Source organism: Gracilimonas sp. BCB1, from assembly GCF_040117685.2.
Classification (GTDB): Bacteria; Bacteroidota; Rhodothermia; order Balneolales; family Balneolaceae; genus Gracilimonas.
Genome location: NZ_JBEDYP020000014.1, coordinates 103,001 through 126,009, shown reverse-complemented (window position 1 = coordinate 126,009; position 23,009 = coordinate 103,001). Strand labels below are relative to the sequence as shown.

The following is a 23,009-nucleotide window of genomic DNA, read 5'->3' as shown; positions in this document are numbered from 1 at the left end:
ACATCATTTTCTGAGTATCTAATCACTATTCACTAATCGTATTGATCTAATGAAAATAACAGAGAAAATATTGGTAACCTCGATGCTGTTGTTCGCCTTTACGTTTTCGGGAGTACAGGCACAGTATCTTGAGGAGTTTGAAGAGAAAGTAACCGAGTTCACGCTCGACAACGGACTTACGTTTGTTGTAGTTGAACGCCCTGTTGCACCGGTAGTAAGTTTTGCTACCTATGTAAATGTTGGGGGTGCAAACAATCCGCTTGGCAATTCCGGACTTGCACACGTTTTTGAGCATATGGCCTTTAAAGGCACTCACGATGTGGGAACCAGCAACTGGAAAAAAGAGAAGAAAGTACTTCAGAAGCTGGATGCTACTTATCAGGAATGGCTGAGAGAAAAATATTCCATCAATCCGGATACTACATTATTAAATGGTCTTTGGAATCAATTCGAAGCCCTTCAGGAAGAAGCCGGACAGTATGTAGTTAATAATGAGTTTTCTGAAATCGTAAACCGGAACGGTGGTACGGGGATGAATGCCACTACCAGCGCCGACCGTACCAACTATTTCTACAGCCTTCCAGAGAATCGGATTGAACTTTGGTTCAGCCTGGAATCAGACCGGTTTCTGAACCCGGTATTCCGTGAGTTCTATAAAGAGAAAGAAGTGGTTCGCGAAGAACGCCGCTCAAGTTATGAGTCAAGTCCGGTTGGAAAATTGTACGAGGCGTTTCTGACCACGGCCTATAAAGCTCACCCATACGGCACTCCAAACATCGGCTGGCATTCCGACATCACCGCAACAACGATGGAAGATGCCCGCGAGTTTTACGAGACGTATTATGTGCCTAACAACATCACCATAGCCATTGCCGGGGATGTGGATCCTGATGAAGTAAAGAAACTGGCGAAAACCTATTTTGGAAGACTGAAAAAAGGCCCAACCCCACCTCCTATCTTTACAGAAGAACCCGAGCAAATAGCTGAAAAAAGATTCGCTATCGAGCAGCAATCTCAGCCGTTTTTGTTATTGGGGTATCACACGGTGAACGATCAGCATCCTGATTACAATGCATTGAATCTGCTCGGCAATATTCTGGTGGGAGGAAGAACATCTAAACTGTACAAACGACTTGTTGAAAAAGAGCAGGTTGCCCTTGGTTTCCAAAACCTGAATGGGGTTCCGGGAACTAAATATGAGAGCATGTTCGCTCTGTTGGCCGTACCAAACCGAGGCTATGACACCGATACCCTTGAAACTGCTATCTACGAGGAGCTGGAAAAAATTAAGAACGGTGAAATTACCCAGGAAGAACTTGACCGCGTTCGCACCAATGCACGCGCCGGGTTAATTCGGGGGCTTGATTCCAACTCAGGCCTTGCTGTACGACTTGGGCAGGCTCAATCACTGCAAGGCGACTGGAGAAAAGTATTCACCAACCTTGAAGACCTTGACGCAGTTACCATTGAAGATATTCAGCGCGTAGCGAAGAAATATTTAGTAAAAGAAAACCGAACGGTAGGTTCCATTGTGAATGCTCCGGCCGGGGAGGTTGCAGATGCGAATCAATAACAGAATTTTTAAAAGAACAGGTGCTGATAAAATGATATCAACCATGAAAAAATTAAGCCTTTTGTGCCTCGCGTTAGCACTCACAAGCTCTGCGCTTTTTGCACAAAAGAAGTACGATGAGATCAAATACCCGGAGCTGAACAGCTTTCAGGTTCCTGAGGTAGAAACCTACACGGCCAATAATGGCATCACCTACTATTTGCTGGAAGACACTGAGCTTCCTTTGATAGAGCTGCGGGTAAATATTAAAACCGGAGGCGTTTTAGTGCCTGCCGAAAAAGAAGGACTGGCTTCCATTACCGGAACCGTAATCCGATCCGGAGGAACACAATCTATCCCAGCCGATTCCCTGAATGTGCTGCTTGAAAACAAAGCCGCGAGTATGGAAACCGGAATCGGGTTTACATCAGGCAGCGCCTGGATGAATGTGTTGGCAGAAGATTTTGATGAATTGCTTCCCGTATTCATTGACCTGCTTACCAACCCGGCTTTTCCGGACGACAAGATTGAGCTTGCAAAAACTCAGACCAAAAGTAGTATTTCACGCCGGAATGATAACTCGCAAAGTGTAGGGGTTCGTGAATTCCAGAAGCTAATTTATGGACCGGAATCGGCCTATGCCCGAACTACGGAATATGAAACCATCGATAATATTACCCGGGAAGACATCGTCAACTTCCATAAAGATCATTTTGTATCTGAGAACATGATGATTGGCGTGGTTGGTGATTTTGATGCTTCCGAGATGAAGCAAAAATTGGAAGAAGCCTTTGGTAATGTTCCTTCCAGTGGAGAAACCTCTCTCGACTTCCCTGAAGTTGATTATGAGCCTCAAAGCACCATCAACTTTGCTCATAAATCGGATGTGAACCAGAGCTTCATCCTGATGGGGCACCTGGGTGGTATGCGAGACAATCCTGACTATTCGCAAATCCAGGTGATGAATCGGGTTCTGAGCGGTGGCTTTTCAGGCCGATTGATGCAAGTCATCCGAACTGAAATGGGGCTCGCCTATTCGGCCTTTGGTCAGTACAGCATGAACTCCTTCTACCCCGGATTTTTCTTTGCCGGTGTTTCAACCAAGAGCTCAACAACCGCTGAAGCCATCGAAGCCGTTATTGAACAAATCCGTCGTCTTCAGAATGAACCGATCACCAAAAAAGAGCTTCAGGATACCAAAGACCAAATCCTGAATTCATCGGTATTTGAATACGACAGCTATGAGGAAGTGCTTAGCCAGCAGATGTCTTACGATTATCGGGGCCTGCCCGGCGATGCTTTTGACCAGTATATTGAAGGCGTTAAGAATACGACCATCGAAGATGTTCAGCGTGTTGCCAAAGAATATCTGAATCCTGATTACCTGCAAATTATGGTGGTTGGCAACAAAGATGAAATCGGCGATCAGCTGCAGCAATTCGGTGATGTGAATGAAGTTGATATTTCCATTCCCGAGCCGGGTTCAGATGAACCGGTGGTTGACGGTGATGCCACCAAAGGAAAAGAATGGCTCGAGAAAATGGCAAATGCCCTGATTGAACCGGGCAGTGATGTGGTTTCCATTGAAGAACAGTCTGTAATCACCCAAAAAACACAGATGGGGGATATGGACATTCAAAATTCTTCCATCACGAACTACGTGGATTATTCCACAGAGCGAAATCTGACCACACCTCAGGGTCAAATGACCATGTCTTTCAAAGACGGGGGTGGAACCATGCAGATGGGCGGACAGCAACGACAGCTACCACCGCAAATGGCTAAGCCTATGCTGAATGAGATGAAGCGTAACTACCTCTCCATAGCCATCAACCATGAGGATATTCAGGCTGAATACCTTGGCGATGAAACCGTTGACGGTGAAGATTATGCCGTGGTTAGAATGACTAACGATCAGGTTAAGGTAACTTATCTTCTGGATCAGGAAACCGGCCTTCCACATATGAGCCGTTATACCGAGATGAATCCACAAACCGGACAGCGGCAGGAAGCTAAAAGCGTATACTCTGACTGGCAAGAAGCCGGCGGTGTAATGTATGCTTACACTGTAGTTACCTATGTGGATGATCAGGTTGCCGCGGAATTGACTGTTGAAAGTCATTCTATACCTGAGTAACACATTTCTTAATCCCTTTCAACTCCCGCATTTCTTAATTGAGATGCGGGATTTTTTTATTATATATAGTTGGTCGCTTAATTAAAAAGAGGAGAATCATCATGTCAGCATGGGACAACGAATATCCATCCAGTTCAGAATACGCCCATTATTATGCAGGCTATGTTTCTCACGTTCCGAAAGGGAATATCATTGAGACACTCAACACTCAAATGCATGAGATGTACACCTTTATTAATGCCATTCCCGGCGATAAAGCTTTCCATGCGTATGCCAAAGGCAAATGGACGGTAAAGCAGGTGATCGGGCATATCATAGAGACAGAGCGTGTATTTAGTTATCGGGGGTTAGCCTTTTCCCGTCGCGACCCGAACCCCCTGCCCTCTATGGAGCAAGATGACTATGTAAAATATTCCAACTACAACAGCCGGACAATTCACAACCTCGCCAATGAGTATTTAGCTGTCCGCATCTCTACCATCCACCTCTTTCAAAACATTACCAAAGAGATGATCTCCCTGAAGGGAACCGCCAGTAATGCAGAATTTACGGTAAGATCCATCCCCTTTATCATTGCCGGACATGAGCTACATCACAAAGAGATTATTCGACAGAAGTACTTGTAGACCATGTCCCTCTTCTTTTGAACCTTGTTTACAGGTTTTACCCTCGTTACGGTGCTCCGCTCCGGAATGCCCAATTGAGGCTCAGCCTCATATTAAAAATTGTTTGCCCGGCAACTCAAATACTTTCATAGCTATTACCCCCCCAACTTTATTCGGCACTATATATAGTTTGAGGCAGAGCCTCTACTAATCGTTCCGCAGCAGAGCAGCGGAACGAGAGAAAGATTAAGTGAAAAGCAGAGATTACCGGAACCTTACTTCTTCCCCTTATGATAATTGGCTATACGGATAAGCTCTTTTTCCATATCCTCGATTTTGCCGGTTAAAATACCGTGTTTCATGCCATATCGGATAAGCAGCATGTTCAACACACGATCCGGTTTGGGGACATTTGGTTTACCGAAGAACTTGTTTCGCAGAAATTGAATGAGAAGAGACAACAACCCCACTTTGAACAAGAAGAACAGTCCCAAACCATACCAAAGGGCATTAAATTCAACGCTTATACCCAGTCCTGCAATCATATCATTGAGACTGATCCCGATCAGAAATACCCCGGAAACGGTGTAGATAAAACCATCTTTGTTTAACAGATTGGCAATCGGAGTCGAGATCACATTCACAAACACACCGGTATTGAAATACCAAAAGAAGTAAACCGTCAGAGAAATCAGGAAAGCCCATAATGCATCAACGGTTGCATACACTAGAATGAAGTACAGCATCAAAGCCAGTCCGTTCGAGCTTTTTACCCAGGCATCGGCTTCCTTTATGATATGCTCCAGGGGTTTTTCCTTCAACAAGCCCGGCACATATTTCTCTATTCCTTCCCGTGTAATATGATACCAGTTTCCGTTGGAAGTGGTAATTCCATCCGGAAGCTCCAGCATCTGCCATTCAAAACGTCCTCTTTTAAAATTTTCCATGACCAAATATAGGCTTTAAAACAGAAGGTTTCAGGCCTGGGCAACCGTGGCTATCATAATTTCCCGGCACCCTGCTTCCTTAAGCTTGGATGCCAGCTCAAATGTGGTAGCTCCGGTGGTAAATACATCATCAACCACAATACACACGGCATCTTTAATAGCTTCTGGTTTCTGTACCTGAAAAGCCCCGGCAATATTCTTTCTTCGCTTTTCCAGGGTGAAACCGGTTTGTGTACTCGTGTTCTTTGTCCTGATGACCGTTTCCTGCTTTATAATATGCAGATTCGTTACCTCGGCCACCCCTTTTGCAATATGAAAAGCCTGATTATAGCCCCGCATTCTTCTTTTCTTTTTATGCAGGGGAACCGGAAGCAGCAGTGCTTTCTTATTTTTGATTTTATTAACGAACAGAGGATTGCCAAGCAGACTTTTACCCAATTGCCGCCCTACATCTTCTCCCACGCCTATTAACCGGTTATACTTAAGCTGATGCAAAAGCTCCTGAAGGTGACCGCCTTTATCAAAATTCCACAGCGCATGCTGTAAATGAATCCCTTCCGGCAGCAGAATATCGCCGGAAGTTTGTTTTCCGGTCCGGCAGGCCTCTTCGAATTTTTCATTCAAGCATGGGTTACAGACAAAGTTCTCATTGGTCGATAGTTTCAACCCGCAAACCGTACATACTTTGGGAAATAAAACTTCTAAAACCCCTTCTTTAAATTTTGTAAGCAGCATAATTTTTCCGCATCAATTAAAGCTAAAAGTTTGCTTTTCCTATCACATTTAATTACTTAGCTTCTTATAATTTTGTAAGCAGATCAAAATCTTTTTATATGTCTCTGGGAAAAGACCTTGCCTCTATACGTAAAAGCCAAAACCTCTCATTAGAGGATATACAAAATGCTATTAAAATTCCTCTCACTACACTCCAAAGCATTGAGAATAATAGCATTTTCTCTGATTCAGGGAAGAACAAAACCTATGTCCGCAGCTTTGTAAGAAGCTATGCCAAGGTTTTAAAAATTGATGATGAGGAAATTGTTCAGGCACTCGATGAAGTTGAAGATGGCACATATTCAGGCAGCTTGATTGGAGAATCTGCAGAAGAGATGACCGAGGCACAATTCAATTTAGACCCCAAAGACACACTCCCTTCTGAAAGCCCTGATAAAGACCAACATTCCTTTCAGGAGCCGGAACCTAAACCGGAGTCCACTGAACCAAAAAGAACTCCACCTGCACCGGATGAAGATTTCATTAACTGGGCAGATATGGGACGAAAATTCACTACGGTGAGTAAGAATTCCAGGGTTTGGCTGTTTGTATTGATTTTAGTGATTGCAGGGTCCCTTGGAACAACAGGGTATATATTCTGGGACGATCTCGGTTCTTTTTTCCAAAATGAAACCGCAGAAACCGAGCAGCCAACAGAAGAACCATCTGATCAAAATGCCATTCCCCCTGCACCGGTAGATTCCACTGCTATCACTGAGAATAATGAAACCGAAACGGGGGAAACACCGGCTAATGCAAATGAGCAAACAACTCCGGCAGACCCTATAGAACTGGATGACACCCTTACCATTTCAGTTTATGCGGCGTACGGACAACTTGAACCTATTCGCGTGACCAGCGATTTAAACTGGCGAACCAACCCTTTTTGGATGGAGCAAGGGGAATCCTATTACTTCGATTTCAATGATACCTTGCTGGTTCGCGGCCAATACAGCAGGCTGCTGTTAATGTTTAACGGACATGTAATTGAGAATCCACGCCAGAATTATTTTAATTCCGCTTTCAACTCCATCATGATAACACGGGATATGCTGGATCAGCCCCGATACCTTGCTCCGCCACCCAATGAATTTCCACTCAGCGTAGGCCCGCCGGACAGCACCGTTTACAGAATCAGATTTTAGCAGCATTATACAATGACAAAGAAAGAAGCCCGAAAACGCGTAAACGAACTTCGTGATCTTCTTGACCAGGCTAATAAAGCCTATTATCAGGATGCTCAGCCTTTTATGAGCGATAAAGAGTTTGATGAAACCCTCAAAGAACTCGAACAGCTGGAAAAAGAATTTGATCTACAAGATCCGGAATCCCCTACACAACGAGTTGGTGGGGAAGTCTCTTCAATATTTGAAACCGTTCAGCATCCGGTCCCGCTCCTCAGTTTAGACAATACTTATAATGAAGAAGAGCTGAATGATTTTGACGGGCGGGTTAAGAAGATACTCGGCCATGAAGATTATGAGTATATGGTGGAGCTGAAATTTGATGGAGCTTCCCTCCGTCTTCGCTACGAAGAGGGAAAATTGGTTTTGGGGGCTACCCGTGGTGATGGTCAGCAGGGAGACGACATCACCAACAATGTAAAAACCATCCGTGATATCCCCTTGAAACTGGAGGGAGATTATCCTCAGGTGGTTGAAGTTCGGGGTGAAGCCTATATGGAGCGCGAGGCTTTTGCCCGTATGAACCAACACCGCGAAGAACAGGGGCTCGCTGTTTTCGCTAATCCCAGAAACTCCACGGCAGGATCATTGAAAATGCAGGATCCTAAAGCAGTTTCCCAACGCCCTATCCGCTTTTTTGCTTTCGATTTGCTGCTGGATAAAGAAGACCATTCATTAACTCAGTTTCTTAGAGCAGAACGGTTAGCCGAATTTGGTCTTCCGGTTTCAGAATATTATAAAGTGTGTACTTCCATAAGCGAAGTTCATTCTGTAATCAAAGAGTGGGACGATTTGCGTCATCAGCTTCCATACGAAACCGATGGCGTGGTAATAAAGGTAAATCAAAGCCATCTCAGGGAAGAACTCGGAACGACATCCAAATTCCCCCGCTGGGCCATCGCCTATAAATTTGAGGCCGAGCAGGCCACTACTACCATAAACGATATTACCCTCCAGGTTGGCCGGCTGGGTACTATCACTCCGGTTGCTGAACTGGAGGCTGTTGAATTAGCCGGCACTACGGTAAAACGAGCCTCTCTTCACAACGAAGATGAAATTCAGCGAAAAGATATTCGAATTGGTGATACCGTTGTAGTTGAGAAAGCCGGGGAAATTATTCCGCAGGTTATAAGTGTGGTCAACCCGGATCGTAAGGATCGAAGTAAGCCGTTCAAATTTCCGAAAACCTGCCCGGCTTGTGATTCCGAACTCATCAAATACGAAGATGAAGTCGCCTGGCGGTGCGTAAATCCTACTTGTCCGCCCCAGGTGCGCATTCGCATTGAACATTTTGCTTCCCGCGATGCCATGGATATTGAAGGGCTGGGAGAATCTGTGGTAGATCAGCTGGTTTCCGAAGGACTTATTCAAACCTATGCCGATCTGTATGACTTGAAGAAAGAGCAGATTGTGGAACTGGAACGCATGGCAGAGAAAAGTGCACAGAACCTGATTGATGCCATCGGAAAAAGTAAGGAGCAGCCTTTTGAACGGGTTATTTATGCGCTGGGTATTCGCTTTGTCGGTAAAACCGTGGCCAAAGATTTAGCCAAGGCTTTTAAATCTATGGAGAAGTTACAATCGCTCTCCGAAGAGGAACTGACTGACGTAGATTCCATCGGTCCCAGAATAGCCGAGTCGGTGGTTGATTTCTTCAGTAATGAAAAGAATAGGGCAATTGTACGACACCTTAAAGAAAAAGGACTTCAGTTTGAATTAGAGGAAGAAGAGCTCGCATCCAATATATTCGAAGGGAAGAAATTTGTACTTACCGGCTCCCTTCCCACTTATACAAGAAAAGAAGCTACCAATCTGATTGAAAAACACGGAGGGAAGACAGCCTCTTCCGTAAGCGGTAACACAGATTATGTTTTAGCCGGTGAATCAGCCGGAAGTAAACTTGATAAGGCCAATGAGCTTGGAGTCACCGTTTTGGATGAAGCCAAATTCCGGGATTTAATTGGAGAATGAGTAGTGAAAAGGTGATATAGTGATAGGGTGAAAGAAATGAATAACTACCATATCACCCTATCACTATATCACCATATCTCCCACCACCAATCACTCCTCAAAATTCCCTATCTTCCCGAAATTCACCTAAGCCCCGCTGTATATGGATATTAAACCGCTGGACACCGAACAGATTGGACTAAAGACGCTGGAGAAACATCTTATGCGTTCCAAAAGTGAGGTGTCCCTGAAAATAGGTTTACCCAAAGAGATTTCTTTTGATGAGCGTCGGGTGTCGCTAACACCCGGCGGGGTTTCCATCCTGAGGGCGAACGGACATGAAATCTTTATCGAAAAAGGAGCCGGTGAAGATGCCAATTTTCCGGACCGTGAATATGCCGATGCAGGTGCTGAAGTGGCCTACTCCCCAGATGATGTCTTCAAGAAGTCTGATTTAATTCTGAAGATTGCCCCTCTAACTAAAGATGAGTTCGAGCTATTACAGCCCGGCCAGTCTTTGATTTCTGCTCTTCACATGGGTAGCCAAACTGAGGATTACCTGAAGGCACTTACCGAAAAATCCATTACCGGAATTGGATATGAATTTATTCGCGGGGAAGACAAAGAGTTTCCCATCGTACGAATGATGCATGAAATTACGGGGTCGATGTCGGTACAAATTGCGGCTCATTACCTGGAAAGCATGAGCGGTGGACAGGGAATAATGTTAGGTGGAATTTCCGGAGTCCCTCCTGCAACTGTGGTTATTTTAGGAGCTGGCATTACCGGTGAATATGCCGCACGTACAGCTCTGGGATATGGTGCCCAGGTTTTTGTGATGGATACTGATTTAACCGCTCTGCGCAGGCTCGAGAATGCACTAGACCGGCGAATAATCACCGCTGTGGCTAATCATCAGTATTTAAGTACCGCTTTAAAGTTTGCGGATATTATAATTGGCGCAGCAATGGCTGAAGGAGAGCGGTCTCCCTGTTGGGTAACCGATGAAATGGTTGCCGGAATGAAAGCCGGAAGTGTAATCGTGGATACCGTTATTGATCAGGGTGGATGTGTAGCCACCAGCCGGCCAACCACACACTCAAATCCTGTTTATTCCGAGCATGATGTTATCCATCATTGCGTGCCCAATATTCCGGCGAATGTGCCCCGTACAGCTACTTACGCCTTGAATAATGTATTGGTACCTTATGTTTTGGCAATTGGAAACGCCGGAGGAATCAAAGAGTGTTTATGGGAAAATGTTGCACTTAGAAATGGTACTTATTCCTACAAAAAGCACATTACAAAGAAAACGCTGGCCAAAATGTTCGATATGCCCTATCGGGAAATTGAAATGCTGATTGCTTCCCAAATTTGATTTTAAATGATTAATGTTAAGTGTTAAATGTCTTAGCTCATTAACACTTAACATTTAAAATTGAACATTTCCTTGTCAGAATTAAACGAATCCAACTATAAGCGTATTTCCATCATCAACTGGTTGCTTACTGTTCCAATGATGGTGCTTTTTGCGTGGCCGTATTATTTTGGAGCCGGTTTAATCGGTATGGATATCTTGTTCAGATATATCGGGGCTTTTTTCTTTGCCGTTCCTTTCATGCTTACCATATTGCATGGTCACGTGACCATGGCATTGGGCTCTGTTCACCGCCACCACTATTACGATTGGATGACCAACGAAAAGCCCCTCACCTTTGGACTCTTCTTTCACCCGATGTTCGTCAAAACACGCTTTCGACTGATTATACTGATGATCAGTCTCCTTCTGCTTCCGGTTGGTTATGTACTTACATTCTAAACAATCAGAATCAACCTGATCCGAATAATTTTGACAACGAATCATAAAAAACCCTGCCCGTTTTTTTATACGGACAGGGTTGAAATTCTATTGAAAACTTCACTTTTGCTAAATCAATAAGCGGTTCCTTTCTTGATATCTTCCACCACACTTGGATCCAGCAAGGTAGAAGTATCACCTAAATTGTCCAGATCATTGGCGGCAATCTTTCTAAGAATACGGCGCATGATTTTACCTGAACGCGTTTTCGGTAATCCCGCAACGATTTGAATTTTATCCGGTTTGGCAATCGGACTGATAATCTTGGTAACCAGATCATTCAGCTCTTTCTTGAATGCTTCCGGATCTTTGATTTCCTCATCACAAATCATAAAGGCAAATACGCCCTGCCCTTTAATGTCGTGCGGATATCCAACAACCGCTGTTTCCACAACTTTCTCATGCTCATCAAGGGCATTTTCAATTTCGGCAGTTCCCAGACGGTGGCCGGAAACGTTCAGCACGTCATCCACGCGGCCTGTAATTCGGTAATAGCCGTCTTCATCCCTGCGGCAACCATCGCCGGTAAAATAATAGCCCTTGTAAGTACTCAGATAGGTTTGAATATACCGGTCATGATCTCCGTACACCGTTCGGGCAATAGATGGCCATGGATGTTTGATACATAAGTTTCCGGATACGTCATTTCCTTCAATCTCATTTCCATCTTCATCCATTAACACTGGGAAAACCCCCGGTAATGGCAAAGTCGCAAATCCGGGCTTGGTTGGGGTGATCCCGGCCAGTGGTGAAATCATAATACCTCCGGTTTCGGTCTGCCACCAGGTATCTACAATCGGGCATTCACCGCCGCCAATGTGTTCATCATACCAATGCCAGGCTTCTTCATTAATCGGTTCACCCACTGTACCCAGTACCTTCAGTGAGCTCAGATCATACTTCTTCACATAATCAATATCGTATGACATCAGCGCACGAATAGCTGTCGGCGCCGTATAGAAATGGGTTACTTCATATTTTTCCACGACCTCCCACAACCGGCCGGCATCCGGATAGGTAGGCGTTCCTTCAAAAATAATTCCGGTTGCTCCGTTAAATAATGGACCGTAAATAATGTAGCTGTGTCCCGTAATCCATCCGGCATCCGCTGTACACCAATAGATGTCATCGGCTCCTACCTGAAACACCTGCCGGAACGAATAGCTGGTATAAACCATATACCCGCCACAGGTATGTACAACTCCTTTGGGCTTACCAGTAGAACCTGAGGTATACAATATGAATAACGGGTCTTCAGCATCCATCTCAACCGCTTCATGCTCTCTCGATGCATTCCGGATCAGGTTATGCCACCATTCATCACGCCCTTCTTTCCAGTCTATTTCACGGTTGGTGCGCTGGCAAACAATTACACTTTCAATAGATGGACTGCTTTCCAGTGCTTCATCAGAAATGTCTTTAAGTGGAACGTGCTTATCACCACGGCGAAGTCCGTCGTTCGTAATTAGCATCTTCGCCTCGCAATCGTTGATTCGCTCAGATAGTGACTGGGCTGAAAAGCCTGCAAATACAATAGAATGAACCGCTCCAATACGGGCACAGGCAAGTGCCGCGATTACCAGTTCAGGAGTCATCGCCATATAAATAACTACCCGATCGCCTTTTTTGATGCCTTTACTTTCCAGTACATTTGCAAAACGACAAACATCCTCATGCAGCTGTTTATAGGTAATGGTTCGACGAAAGGAATCCGGGTGATTCGGTTCAAATATAAATGCCGTTTTATTACCAATAGTATTCAGATGGCGGTCTAATGCATTTTCTGTGATATTCAGCTTGCCGCCTTCAAACCATTTGATGTTTGCATCTTCAAAACTCCCGCTTTGGGTTTTATCCCACCGCTTTCGCCAATAGAACGTCCCGGCCTCATGATCCCAGAACTTCAACCGGTCTTTTTCACTTTCCTGGAAGTTCTCTTTGTACTCGTCGAACGATTTTATATTAAGCCACATTTTTTATTCAGTTTGGTTATTCAATTTTGCTGATGTTGAAGGTTTTTTTGCGGATAATCAAGTCAAACTCTCGTTTTGAGAAGATTTAACCTTTTTGAATGTATTGTTATTGATGAGTAAAGGCACAGAAATTATTGAACAGTGGTTCGAATCCCAAGAGTGGGACATCTTTCCTTTTCAGCAGGAAGTATGGAATGCCTTTCTTGACGGGAAACAGGGACTGCTGAATGCCCCGACCGGTAGTGGTAAAACCTTTGCCTTGTTTATGCCGAATCTTATCAAATGGATTGATGAGCACCCCGGTGATTACCAACTTAAAGAAGAGAACGGGCTAAAATTACTTTGGATCACCCCGCTCAGAGCACTTGCTAAAGATATTCAAAAAGCTCTTCAAACTTCTGTTGATGAAATGGGAATTCGCTGGGAAATCGGACGACGCACTGGTGATGTATCCCAATCCGTAAAGCAAAAGCAAAACCGGAAGATGCCTGAAGTTCTCATCACTACTCCGGAAAGCGTACATATCTTATTAGCACAGAAAAACTATGAACGGCATTTTAAAAACCTGGATGCTGTGATTGTAGATGAATGGCATGAGTTATTGGGATCAAAAAGAGGCATTCAAACGGAATTGGGATTATCACGATTAAGAGGATTACTTCCTGAACTGCAAGTGTGGGGAATTTCAGCTACTATTGGAAATCTCGAAGAGGCCATGGACGTATTACTCGGTCCAAATCAAAAAGAACAACCAGTAATTGTCAAAGCCAACGTCAAAAAGAATATCGAAGCCATTTCAGTTCTTCCAGACGAAATGGAAAACTTTCCTTGGTATGGACACCTTGGGCTAAAGCTGCTCCCCAAAATTCTACCCATTATAGATGAAAGCCGGTCCACCCTCATTTTCACGAACACACGGGCTCAATCTGAAATTTGGTTCCAAAACCTGCTGGAAGTCCGACCCGATTTAGCCGGAGCCGTTGCCATTCACCATGGCTCTTTAGATCGAAAAGTAAGGGATTGGGTGGAAGAATCTCTGCATGAGGGAATTCTGAAAGCAGTTGTCTGCACCTCAAGTTTAGATTTGGGGGTTGATTTCACACCTGTAGAAACCGTCATCCAGATTGGAAGCCCTAAAGGAGTTGCACGATTTATGCAACGTGCCGGGCGCAGCGGACACCAACCTGGCTCAACCAGCAGAATCTACTTTGTACCTACCCATTCGTTGGAATTGGTAGAAGCTTCGGCTCTTAAATCAGCCATCAATTCTGAAGAAATGGAAAGCCGGGAACCGGTCCTAAAACCTTATGATGTGCTGATTCAGTACCTGGTTACACTAGCCGTATCAGATGGTTTCTTCCCCAATGACATTTTTAAGGAAGTAAAAAATACGTTCGCCTATCAAACCCTTTCAGAAAAAGAATGGAGAGACATTCTGCAGTTCATCACCGCAGGTGGTAAATCGCTGAGCAGATATAACGAATATTCAAAAGTAGAAATTGATGAAGACGGATTATACAAAGTCACCAGTCGGAAAATTGCACGCAGGCACAGAATGAGCATTGGCACTATTGCCAGCGATGCCATGCTTCGGGTAAAGTATATGAGCGGGAAATCTCTGGGGGCCGTTGAAGAGTGGTTTATAGCTCAACTGAATATTGGAGACACCTTCTGGTTTGCCGGGCGTAATCTCGAACTCATAAAAATGAAGGACATGACGGTGTATGTTCGGAGAGCCAAAGGAAGTTCATCCAAAGTTCCCAGCTATATGGGCGGAAGAATGTCGCTGTCTTCTAACATGACCCACATTCTTCGTAAGAAAATGCATCAGGCCGTTTCAGGTGATTCTGATGATGTTGAACTGATAAAGCTTGCCCCGCTTTTTGACATTCAGCGTGATTGGTCTATCCTCCCTGATGAAGATCAATTCCTGATCGAAAAATCCTTCTCGCGTGAAGGGTGCCACGTATTTTTCTTTCCATTTGAAGGGCGCTATGTGCACGAAGGTATGTCGGCCCTCATCGCCCACCGGCTCTCTAAGATGACTCCCATCACATTTTCCATTGCTATGAATGACTATGGGTTTGAATTACTTTCCGATCAGGATATTCCCATCGAGGAGGCTCTGAAGAACGATCTTTTTTCTTCAGAGAATCTTGTTGATGATATTATGGCCAGTATCAACAGTGCTGAACTGGCCAAGCGCAGGTTCAGAGAAATCTGTCAAATAGCAGGTCTGGTATTCCAGGGATTTCCGGGTCAGCCCAAAACCAACAAGCACCTTCAAATGTCGAGCAGCCTCTTTTTCGATGTATTTATGGAGCACGAACCTGACCATTTACTCATTCAGCAAGCTTTTGATGAGGTGATGAGCATACAACTTGATGAGGTCCGGCTTCGAAAAGCTCTTAAAAAGATTTCAGAACAGGAAATTGTTTTCAACCTTACTGAACGTTTTACACCATATGCGTTTCCGATTATGGTTGACCGCCTCAGAGAAAAACTCAGCTCTGAAAAGTTGACCGACCGCATTCAAAAAATGCAGCTGCAATTAGAAAAACATGTTAAATGAATTTGAAGAACATCCAAGAGTTTAGGTTAAAAGAACAGACTTTTCAGTTGCTCCCTCAGAAAGCATTGTTTTGGAAAGAACAGAACATGTTAGTGGTTTCGGATGTGCACATCGGTAAATCCGGACACTTCCGCAAACATGGCATTGCGGTACCAAACTCTGTTAATGAGTCCAACATCACCCGGTTAAATGAACTTGTCGAGAAGATAAAACCTGAAAAAATACTCTTCCTTGGCGATTTATTTCATAGTGAATCGAACAATGAAGTCGAGCAATTCAAAGAATGGAGGCAGGCTCATGCAGCTACAGAAATGATACTTACTATCGGAAACCATGACTTGCTAACCGGTTTCGAGTATGAGAAAATGGGGTTGAATTGCCTTAACCGGTTTCAAGTCCCCCCATTTACTTTTCTTCACGATCAATCTGACCATTCGGATGAGTCCTCTTATTGTATATCCGGGCATATTCATCCGGCAGTGAAACTGAAGGGGAAGGGGCGTCAGAGCCTTCATGTATCCTGCTTTTACTTTGGAGTAAATTCTGCACTGCTTCCGGCATTTGGAAGCTTCACAGGCAGCTATCGAATTTATCCCGCACAGAATGAATTTGTTTTTGCGATTGTTGAGCAAAAAGTTATTCAAATACCGCCCAATTCTTAGCCTTGACTAAAAATGCGTTACAAGCAAATTTTGCCAATTACCTTCCTTTTTTTTGCCGCATATTTTCTCATTTCTCCAGAAATATTACACGCACAAAATGGCACTTTTGACGCTCAATTCTACGCACAAAAATCATATGATTTGCAAAAAAAGGGAATGATTTTTCTCGGAAGTTGGGCAACTTTGAACATTTTATCCGGCTCAACCGGGTATTTTTTGAGCGAGAAACCGACCAAATATTTTCACCAAATGAATGCAGGGTGGAATCTTGTAAATGCTGGCATCGCCGGCTTTGCTCTCTACAATATTTCCCAGGTTGATGTATCTGCAATAAGTTACGCTCAATCCCTGAATGAACTCCGAAAACTGGACCAGATTTTGCTCTTGAACGCCGGTTTGGATGTAGGTTATATAGCTGCAGGTGCCTGGCTTTGGGAGCGGGGAATACGCAAACAATCCAGCCGGCTGGAAGGCTATGGTAAATCACTCATTCTGCAGGGAGGATTCTTACTCGCTTTCGACATTGTACTGTATCTAATGCATAGTCCTATTACTACCGATTTGCTACAGCTCACCGAAAACCTAGAGATAACTGCTTCCGGTTTCAGGATTAACTTCTGATCCTATTGATTAGATTTGCGTTTATAGCAGTGATGAAGACGACTTAATATCCGGTGCTTTCGGGTACGTACATTAGCGTTAGAAAGGTCGAACTCCTGAACAGCATCATCGGTGCTGGCATCCGGTTTATCCATGAAATACTCAATAAACTCACGTGATTTCTTTCGAAGTTCACTCAGGCATTCTTCGAGTATTCGCTGCCGTTCTTTATCCAGTAAATTCCTAAACTGTTCTTCGGGCTCATATACTTCATTAAAAGCTTCATCGTCGTAATTAAACTTATGCTGTCGCTTTACATAACGAAGGTATTCGTGGCGACAAGCTTTGATCAGATAACTAAAGATGTACTTACTATTCTTGATGTTGTTTTTCCTAACCTGCTCGAACACATCCAAAAAGGCCTGCTGAACACATTCTTTTGCAGCGTTGGCTTCCGCACTCATCACTACCTGAAGGTAATCTTCAAGCCTTGGGATTACTTCTGACAAAAGCTCACTGGCTTTTTCATCATTCCCCTTCTGGAGCGCTTCTACTAATTCTGAATAATCGACTCTGAGTTGTGCCAAACTAACCAACCACTAATTAAAATTTTCAGCACTCTTTGTGCCTTTTCCTTATGTGATAACCGGCATGTGATTATCACATCTTATAATCTGTCAAAATGTTAACAGCTTCAATAATAAGTCATTTTTTTTGAATTATTAATCCTTTTTAATCTTTTAGTGGCAGCTATAAATATTAAAATTTAGATTAGATGTGTAACAAATAGGTTAAAAAACACTCCTATACTGGAGTATATCTATGTTTTACAACTAAAAAATTGACTTTTAAAAAAATTGTAACAAATAGGATTCAAAGTACTCTTGTACTTAACCCAATTTTTAATCACTTAAATAATATATATCATGAAGTCTGTTAAATCTCTTTTCGCCCTCATTGCTATCGTTTCCCTGTCATTCGGATGTGCTTCGGTTACCGACGCTTCCCTTAACGACGAACTGACCAGTCAGCCAACCATCGAAACCACCACCACCGACAACGGCGTATTCTCCGGCGGTAACGACGTGAAGCCTATTGTAGAACGTCCCTGGTAGTTACTACTACCCAATACCACTTAACTCAATCAATTACACAATCATTACTGTTATGAAATCTCTTAAATCTCTTTTCGCCCTCATTGCTATCGTTTCCCTGTCATTCGGATGTGCTTCGGTTACCGACGCTTCCCTTAACGACGAACTGACCAGTCAGCCAACCATCGAAACCACCACCACCGACAACGGCGTATTCTCCGGCGGTAACGACGTGAAGCCTATTGTAGAACGTCCCTGGTAGTTACTACTACCCAATAACCACTTAACTCAATCAATTACACAATCATTACTGTTATGAAATCTCTTAAATCTCTTTTCGCCCTCATTGCTATCGTTTCCCTGTCATTCGGATGTGCTTCGGTTACCGACGCTTCCCTTAACGACGAACTGACCAGTCAGCCAACTATCGAAACCACCACCACCGACAACGGCGTATTCTCCGGCGGTAACGACGTGAAGCCTATTGTAGAACGTCCCTGGTAGTTACTACTACCCAATAACCACTTAACTCAATCAATTACACAATCATTACTGTTATGAAATCTCTTAAATCTCTTTTCGCCCTCATTGCTATCGTTTCCCTGTCATTCGGATGTGCTTCGGTTACCGACACTTCCCTTAACGACGAACTGACCAGTCAGCCAACTATCGAAACCACCACCACCGACAACGGCGTATTCTCCGGCGGTAACGACGTGAAGCCTATTGTAGAACGTCCCTGGTAGTTACTACTACCCAATAACCACTTAACTCAATCAATTACACAATCATTACTGTTATGAAATCTCTTAAATCTCTTTTCGCCCTCATTGCTATCGTTTCCCTGTCATTCGGATGTGCTTCGGTTACCGACGCTTCCCTTAACGACGAACTGACCAGTCAGCCAACCATCGAAACCACCACCACCGACAACGGCGTATTCTCCGGCGGTAACGACGTGAAGCCTATTGTAGAACGCCCCTGGTAAATAATGTACATTATCAGTAATCTAAACTTTCAGAGAAAGTCTGAATGCATAAACACTTCAATCTTTGATCTACTTATTTCTTGCATTATTATTTTTACAAGATTCTGCTGATATAGCTGAACAAACTAAAATGCAAGTTGCTCATTATACAGCGCAACTAACTGGGGAAAATAATGGGAATGAATACACTCTTTGGGCTTTAAACGAAATTGCAACCTCGAGCTGTGAAGGTTTAAAACAAGTTCAGTTATACTCTTCAACCTATTCGGAATATTTAAGTAATTACCAAAATTTTTCTTGTTCTACTATTTCAGATATAGAGAAGTATGATTTTGAAAGTCCTTGGCCTCGAACTCAGCAGAAATTATTCAGCGATGTTCAAAATGGTGATATATCATTGATGCCAGGTGATATTGAGTTTAATTCTCCTTTGCTATTCCATTATCAGCTCCTTATGAGCCCAAATGTCAGGGAGTATTACTCAACTGAATATTTAGAACAAGCCCTAGTAAGTTGGTTAGAATTAAAATCTGACTATCAAAATAAAAGAAGTGGCTCTTATGCTCTCTTATTATCAAACATTATTCGTTCTGCATATGCCCTAGATAATTTTAGCGTAGTAATTAAGAATTATGCAGAATTTGTTAAGAATGACTACATACCAAACTCAAAAACAAAGCAAAGATTACTTGGTGCGATTGACTATACATTATATGCTACCGGTAATTACGACAAGTCATTAGAAGTTTCCCGAGAGTACCTTGAACCCCTTACCACTTTTTTAGGCATTAAATCCAGCCTTTATTCCATCAAACTTACTCAAGGTGCTTCATTATTTTCATTAGGAAAATATCAGGAATCAAAAAAGATATATGAAGTCTTATACAATCAATCTTTAAGTTTTGAAAACCAATACTCTTTATTCACGAACCTTGGGATTAATTATCTGAAGTTGGGGCAATCAGATAAATACATTGATTTTCAGTTAAGAGCTTTAGAACAAGATATTAATAGTTATTCCAGTTTACTTGGTATCTACCGGAACCTATTCATCTATTACAGTTCCATAAATGATGTAAATACAGCCCTCAATTATATTAATAAAGCACGTGAAATAGCTACTGAACACCAGGACACTACTGAATTAGCGCTTATAAATTCATTTTTAGGCTCTTTTTACTGGAACAATTACAAAGACGCAGAGAAAGCACTGGCTAATTTTAATGCCGCATCTAAGGTACTGTCAGCCGAAGATAATTACGATACATACACCGATTTACTCATTGAGAAGGGTATCATTCTAACTAAAATAGATTCACTTTCTAAGGCAAAAGAACTATTTCAAAGTGCTAAGGAATTAACCCTTTCCCGCTCTGATACTCCCGATTATTTGGACGCTGTAATAAATCTCACTCTTATTGACCTAAAGCAGAATAGGATCAAAGATGCAGCAAAAAATCTGGATGACATCCAGCTCTACTCGCTTGATAACATGGATTTTGAACTTTCAGTGAAATATCAAACTGTTAAGTCTAACTACCTCAGAGTAACCGGTAATGACCGGGCAGCTATAGATAACCTTTTACCCATTATTGATCAGGTGATCGACCGTGCCAAGAATAACTCCGATGCACAGGAAGGGTATTGGTCGGTTGAGGACGAATACCTGGATGCTTTTGAACTAATTGTTGAACTACTTATTGACAATAATAGAAGTCCTGAAGCACTTTCCATTTTAGATCGGCTAAAAACTATCAATGATGCAACCCTCTACAACAGCCCTTTGGTCAAAGCATCGAAGCTTAGCGAAGAAGAATTAGCTGAAGAAAAAAGGTTAAATCAGCGGATTCAGTCACTCCGAAAAAAATATCTTAATGCAAATGAAGAAGAACGTTTTAGAATAAATGCAGAAATTGACCGAATTTCTGCGACGCGGGAACAAATTTTGGCTGATGTAAATCTGGACAAAGAAGAACCTCTCCCGCCGATTTGGTCTATACAGCGTTCCTTAGATGAAGATGAGTTGTTGCTTCATTTCACCGAAGTTGGCACAAAACTTTATGTCAGTTACCTGACTTCCTCCCAAGTCAGCATAAAGTATTATACCTTCGATAAACAACGTCAGGCTTTATTTTCACAAATTGGGGATAACCTTGCATCCGGAAGAACAAACCTCCTGGAACTTTACCAACTTCACGAAATTCTAAATCTGAAGGACATTCCAGGTCAGATTAATCAAATTTCGGTTGTACCGGATAATTACCTGTACCGAATCCCTCTTGAAGTTCTGCCTACTGAAAAACCTGATTCACCGATTAGCTTCGGCAGCACCCGGTATTTAATTGAAGATTATCACTTCCGTTATTTTACATCGCTAAAAGAATTTGACAGCAACCAGCGTTCTTTCTCTGCTTATACAGAGACTGATTTTTCAGGCTTTGCCATTTCGGACTTTCAGAATTTTGAAAGTGCAAACTTACCTTCTCTTCCCTACGCCACGGTAGAGACGAATAACATCACCAATGTTCTTTCATCCTTCAATAACAAAAAAGTATTTGTGGGTGACGCTGCCACTAAAAATATTTTCAAGCAAAAAGTAGGCACTTCTCGGCTTGTACACGTTGCTACACATAGTGAAGTCTCCCAGCAAGATCCTTTGTTCTCTACTATTTATTTAAGGAATTCCTCCGACTCCGATACCTTACAGTCTGACCAGGCTCTTTATGCCTATGAATTGTTTGATACCCCGCTGAACAGTGAATTCATTATGTTGAATTCATGCAGTTCCGGTTCTGGGAGTTATATTCAGGGAAGTGGTATTATGGGAATTAGTCGTGCGCTCAGATATGCAGGCGCTAAAAGCCTGGCTTTAAATCTGTGGTCGGTTAATGATAAAGTAGCTTCGGAGTTTGCTACCGATTTTTATGATTTACTGAACGAAGGTGAAACTAAAAGTGAAGCTATCAGGCAGGCAAAACTCAACCAGTTAAGGCGAGCCAATGCCAATCCGCATTTTTGGGGAGCATATATGATGATAGGGAATCCTTCGCCGGTTACAAACAAATCAACAAATGCCGGCCTATTGTTTTCTCTGTTAGCTCTTACAGGTTTGCTAACCGGGTTTGTCACCTACAGAAAAGAGAGCGCTAAATAAACTAAGCTACACTGCCAATCCTCTTGATCTTGAGTCACAAAAAAAAGGCGCTTACCTAATATGCAAGCGCCTTTTAATTAGTAGAGTAGTAGCTTTTTCTAATTATAACGGGTCATTCACAAGTTTTTTAATTATCTGCTCACGTTTTCCAGGGCATCTACATATGTTTTTGCAACACGGCTATAAGCACCATTGAGTTCATACGCTTTTTGGAAGGCATCTCCAGCTTCTTCAAGTTTATCCAACTGGAAATACGTGTTACCTAAAAACCAATACCCTTTTTCAAGAGTAAGTATTTCTATGTTTTCTTGTGCAGTAACAATTTTGAAATTTTCGATAGAGGATGAATAATTACCTGTATTATATTGTATTGAACCTAAACTCAGTGCGATTTCAGCTTTAAGTTGTGGTTCTGTAGCTTCCTCCAGTTCTGTTTGGAGTAGTGAAATGGCTTCCTGAACTTCCCCATCAGTAGCCAGCCTTATAGCTCTTCGAATTACATCGCTGGTAACTGTGGGAGAAAAGCCTTCATTATCCCGAACAATATCCAACCCAATTTCGGCTATCGGACTTACTGAATAGTCACCGGAAGGATTGAAATTCAACACCCCAACTACCGATACAATCAGAATTACAGCCGCTGCTGCAGCATATTGAGCAACTTTTCTGAAAGAGTGTACTTTGGAAGATGGTTTTGCTTTTTGCTTACGGTCGATGACGGCCTTTATATTGGCAACGCTTTTCATATAGTCCATGTAATATTCATCCTGAATAAGCTCGGACCACAATTCGTCAACCTGCTCGGCATCAAGCCTGCCGTTTACATACAGATCAATCTTCCTCTCTAATTCTTTATTAATCTTACTTTCAATCATTTTCGTTGTTATAATAGTTGTGATTACTAACTGTGATTTGATAATGAAACGTTCAACAACAAATAACTTGGAGAGTTACCACTT

General features: G+C 42.9%; 21 protein-coding genes. 16 read left to right on the top strand and 5 right to left on the bottom strand.

All coding sequences use genetic code 11. The annotated features are described in order from the left end of the window. Positions 1-49 precede the first annotated feature (49 nt). The 3 genes from ABFW99_RS11315 (at position 50) to ABFW99_RS11305 (ending at position 4,315) form a co-directional block, all read left to right on the top strand. On the top strand, positions 50-1,573 hold the full coding sequence (locus ABFW99_RS11315) for a M16 family metallopeptidase (protein WP_349354128.1): 1,524 nt from the start codon (positions 50-52) through the stop codon (positions 1,571-1,573). A 43-nt stretch (positions 1,574-1,616) separates the two neighbouring features. Further along, complete coding sequence (locus ABFW99_RS11310; RefSeq protein WP_349354127.1) at positions 1,617-3,689, top strand: M16 family metallopeptidase; 2,073 nt, start codon at positions 1,617-1,619, stop codon at positions 3,687-3,689. Positions 3,690-3,790: 101 nt separating this feature from the next. Beyond that, the gene (locus tag ABFW99_RS11305; protein ID WP_349354126.1) at positions 3,791-4,315 is read left to right on the top strand and encodes a DinB family protein; all 525 of its coding nucleotides are present in this window, start codon (positions 3,791-3,793) and stop codon (positions 4,313-4,315) included. A gap of 254 nt (positions 4,316-4,569) precedes the next feature. Here the strand turns inward: ABFW99_RS11305 and ABFW99_RS11300 are convergent, their stop codons facing one another. Beyond that, complete coding sequence (locus tag ABFW99_RS11300) at positions 4,570-5,241, bottom strand: hypothetical protein (RefSeq protein WP_349354125.1); 672 nt, start codon at positions 5,239-5,241, stop codon at positions 4,570-4,572. A gap of 30 nt (positions 5,242-5,271) precedes the next feature. Next, entirely contained in the window at positions 5,272-5,976 is a 705-nt protein-coding gene (locus ABFW99_RS11295; protein WP_349354124.1) for a ComF family protein, read from the bottom strand. A gap of 98 nt (positions 5,977-6,074) precedes the next feature. On the opposite strand from ABFW99_RS11295, the gene ABFW99_RS11290 reads away from it, so the two are divergent. The 4 genes from ABFW99_RS11290 (at position 6,075) to ABFW99_RS11275 (ending at position 10,968) form a co-directional block, all read left to right on the top strand. After that, positions 6,075-7,160 (top strand): helix-turn-helix domain-containing protein, encoded by a 1,086-nt coding sequence (locus ABFW99_RS11290; RefSeq protein ID WP_349354123.1) that lies wholly within the window; start codon positions 6,075-6,077, stop codon positions 7,158-7,160. A 12-nt stretch (positions 7,161-7,172) separates the two neighbouring features. Continuing rightward, positions 7,173-9,170 (top strand): NAD-dependent DNA ligase LigA, encoded by a 1,998-nt coding sequence (gene ligA / locus ABFW99_RS11285; RefSeq protein WP_349354122.1) that lies wholly within the window; start codon positions 7,173-7,175, stop codon positions 9,168-9,170. Positions 9,171-9,312: 142 nt separating this feature from the next. Beyond that, entirely contained in the window at positions 9,313-10,527 is a 1,215-nt protein-coding gene (locus tag ABFW99_RS11280) for an alanine dehydrogenase (protein WP_349354121.1), read from the top strand. A 72-nt stretch (positions 10,528-10,599) separates the two neighbouring features. Beyond that, entirely contained in the window at positions 10,600-10,968 is a 369-nt protein-coding gene (locus ABFW99_RS11275; RefSeq protein WP_349354120.1) for a hypothetical protein, read from the top strand. A gap of 113 nt (positions 10,969-11,081) precedes the next feature. Here ABFW99_RS11275 and acs read toward each other — a convergent pair whose 3' ends face one another. Next, complete coding sequence (gene acs, locus ABFW99_RS11270; protein ID WP_349354119.1) at positions 11,082-12,980, bottom strand: acetate--CoA ligase; 1,899 nt, start codon at positions 12,978-12,980, stop codon at positions 11,082-11,084. Between the two features lie 112 nt (positions 12,981-13,092). Here acs and ABFW99_RS11265 point away from each other — a divergent pair, with 112 nt between their 5' ends. From ABFW99_RS11265 to ABFW99_RS11255, 3 genes are read left to right on the top strand one after another with little or no spacing between them, the layout of a single operon-like run. Beyond that, on the top strand, positions 13,093-15,552 hold the full coding sequence (locus ABFW99_RS11265) for a ligase-associated DNA damage response DEXH box helicase (RefSeq protein ID WP_349354118.1): 2,460 nt from the start codon (positions 13,093-13,095) through the stop codon (positions 15,550-15,552). 2 nt (positions 15,553-15,554) lie between these two features. Continuing rightward, positions 15,555-16,214 (top strand): ligase-associated DNA damage response endonuclease PdeM, encoded by a 660-nt coding sequence (gene pdeM, locus ABFW99_RS11260; RefSeq protein ID WP_349354117.1) that lies wholly within the window; start codon positions 15,555-15,557, stop codon positions 16,212-16,214. A 12-nt stretch (positions 16,215-16,226) separates the two neighbouring features. Further along, positions 16,227-16,835 (top strand): DUF6992 family protein, encoded by a 609-nt coding sequence (locus ABFW99_RS11255; protein ID WP_440707501.1) that lies wholly within the window; start codon positions 16,227-16,229, stop codon positions 16,833-16,835. A 2-nt stretch (positions 16,836-16,837) separates the two neighbouring features. Here ABFW99_RS11255 and ABFW99_RS11250 read toward each other — a convergent pair whose 3' ends face one another. Beyond that, positions 16,838-17,401: an RNA polymerase sigma factor gene (locus ABFW99_RS11250; protein ID WP_349354115.1), complete on the bottom strand. Its 564-nt coding sequence runs from the start codon at positions 17,399-17,401 to the stop codon at positions 16,838-16,840. A gap of 339 nt (positions 17,402-17,740) precedes the next feature. Between ABFW99_RS11250 and ABFW99_RS11245 the strand changes: the two genes are divergently transcribed. From ABFW99_RS11245 to ABFW99_RS11220, 6 genes are all read left to right on the top strand, one after another. After that, on the top strand, positions 17,741-17,929 hold the full coding sequence (locus ABFW99_RS11245; RefSeq protein ID WP_349354114.1) for a hypothetical protein: 189 nt from the start codon (positions 17,741-17,743) through the stop codon (positions 17,927-17,929). Between the two features lie 52 nt (positions 17,930-17,981). Then, positions 17,982-18,170 carry a hypothetical protein gene (locus tag ABFW99_RS11240; RefSeq protein ID WP_349354112.1) on the top strand — a complete coding sequence of 63 codons (189 nt, stop codon included), beginning with the start codon at positions 17,982-17,984 and terminating at the stop codon, positions 18,168-18,170. Between the two features lie 53 nt (positions 18,171-18,223). Then, the gene (locus tag ABFW99_RS11235; RefSeq protein ID WP_349354112.1) at positions 18,224-18,412 is read left to right on the top strand and encodes a hypothetical protein; all 189 of its coding nucleotides are present in this window, start codon (positions 18,224-18,226) and stop codon (positions 18,410-18,412) included. Positions 18,413-18,465: 53 nt separating this feature from the next. Further along, positions 18,466-18,654: a hypothetical protein gene (locus ABFW99_RS11230; RefSeq protein ID WP_349354113.1), complete on the top strand. Its 189-nt coding sequence runs from the start codon at positions 18,466-18,468 to the stop codon at positions 18,652-18,654. 53 nt (positions 18,655-18,707) lie between these two features. Continuing rightward, positions 18,708-18,896 (top strand): hypothetical protein, encoded by a 189-nt coding sequence (locus ABFW99_RS11225; RefSeq protein WP_349354112.1) that lies wholly within the window; start codon positions 18,708-18,710, stop codon positions 18,894-18,896. Between the two features lie 454 nt (positions 18,897-19,350). Beyond that, entirely contained in the window at positions 19,351-22,050 is a 2,700-nt protein-coding gene (locus tag ABFW99_RS11220; protein WP_349354111.1) for a CHAT domain-containing protein, read from the top strand. Positions 22,051-22,181: 131 nt separating this feature from the next. Here the strand turns inward: ABFW99_RS11220 and ABFW99_RS11215 are convergent, their stop codons facing one another. Beyond that, positions 22,182-22,925, bottom strand: a complete 744-nt coding sequence (locus tag ABFW99_RS11215; RefSeq protein ID WP_349354110.1) for a tetratricopeptide repeat protein — start codon at positions 22,923-22,925, stop codon at positions 22,182-22,184. Positions 22,926-23,009: the final 84 nt, after the last annotated feature.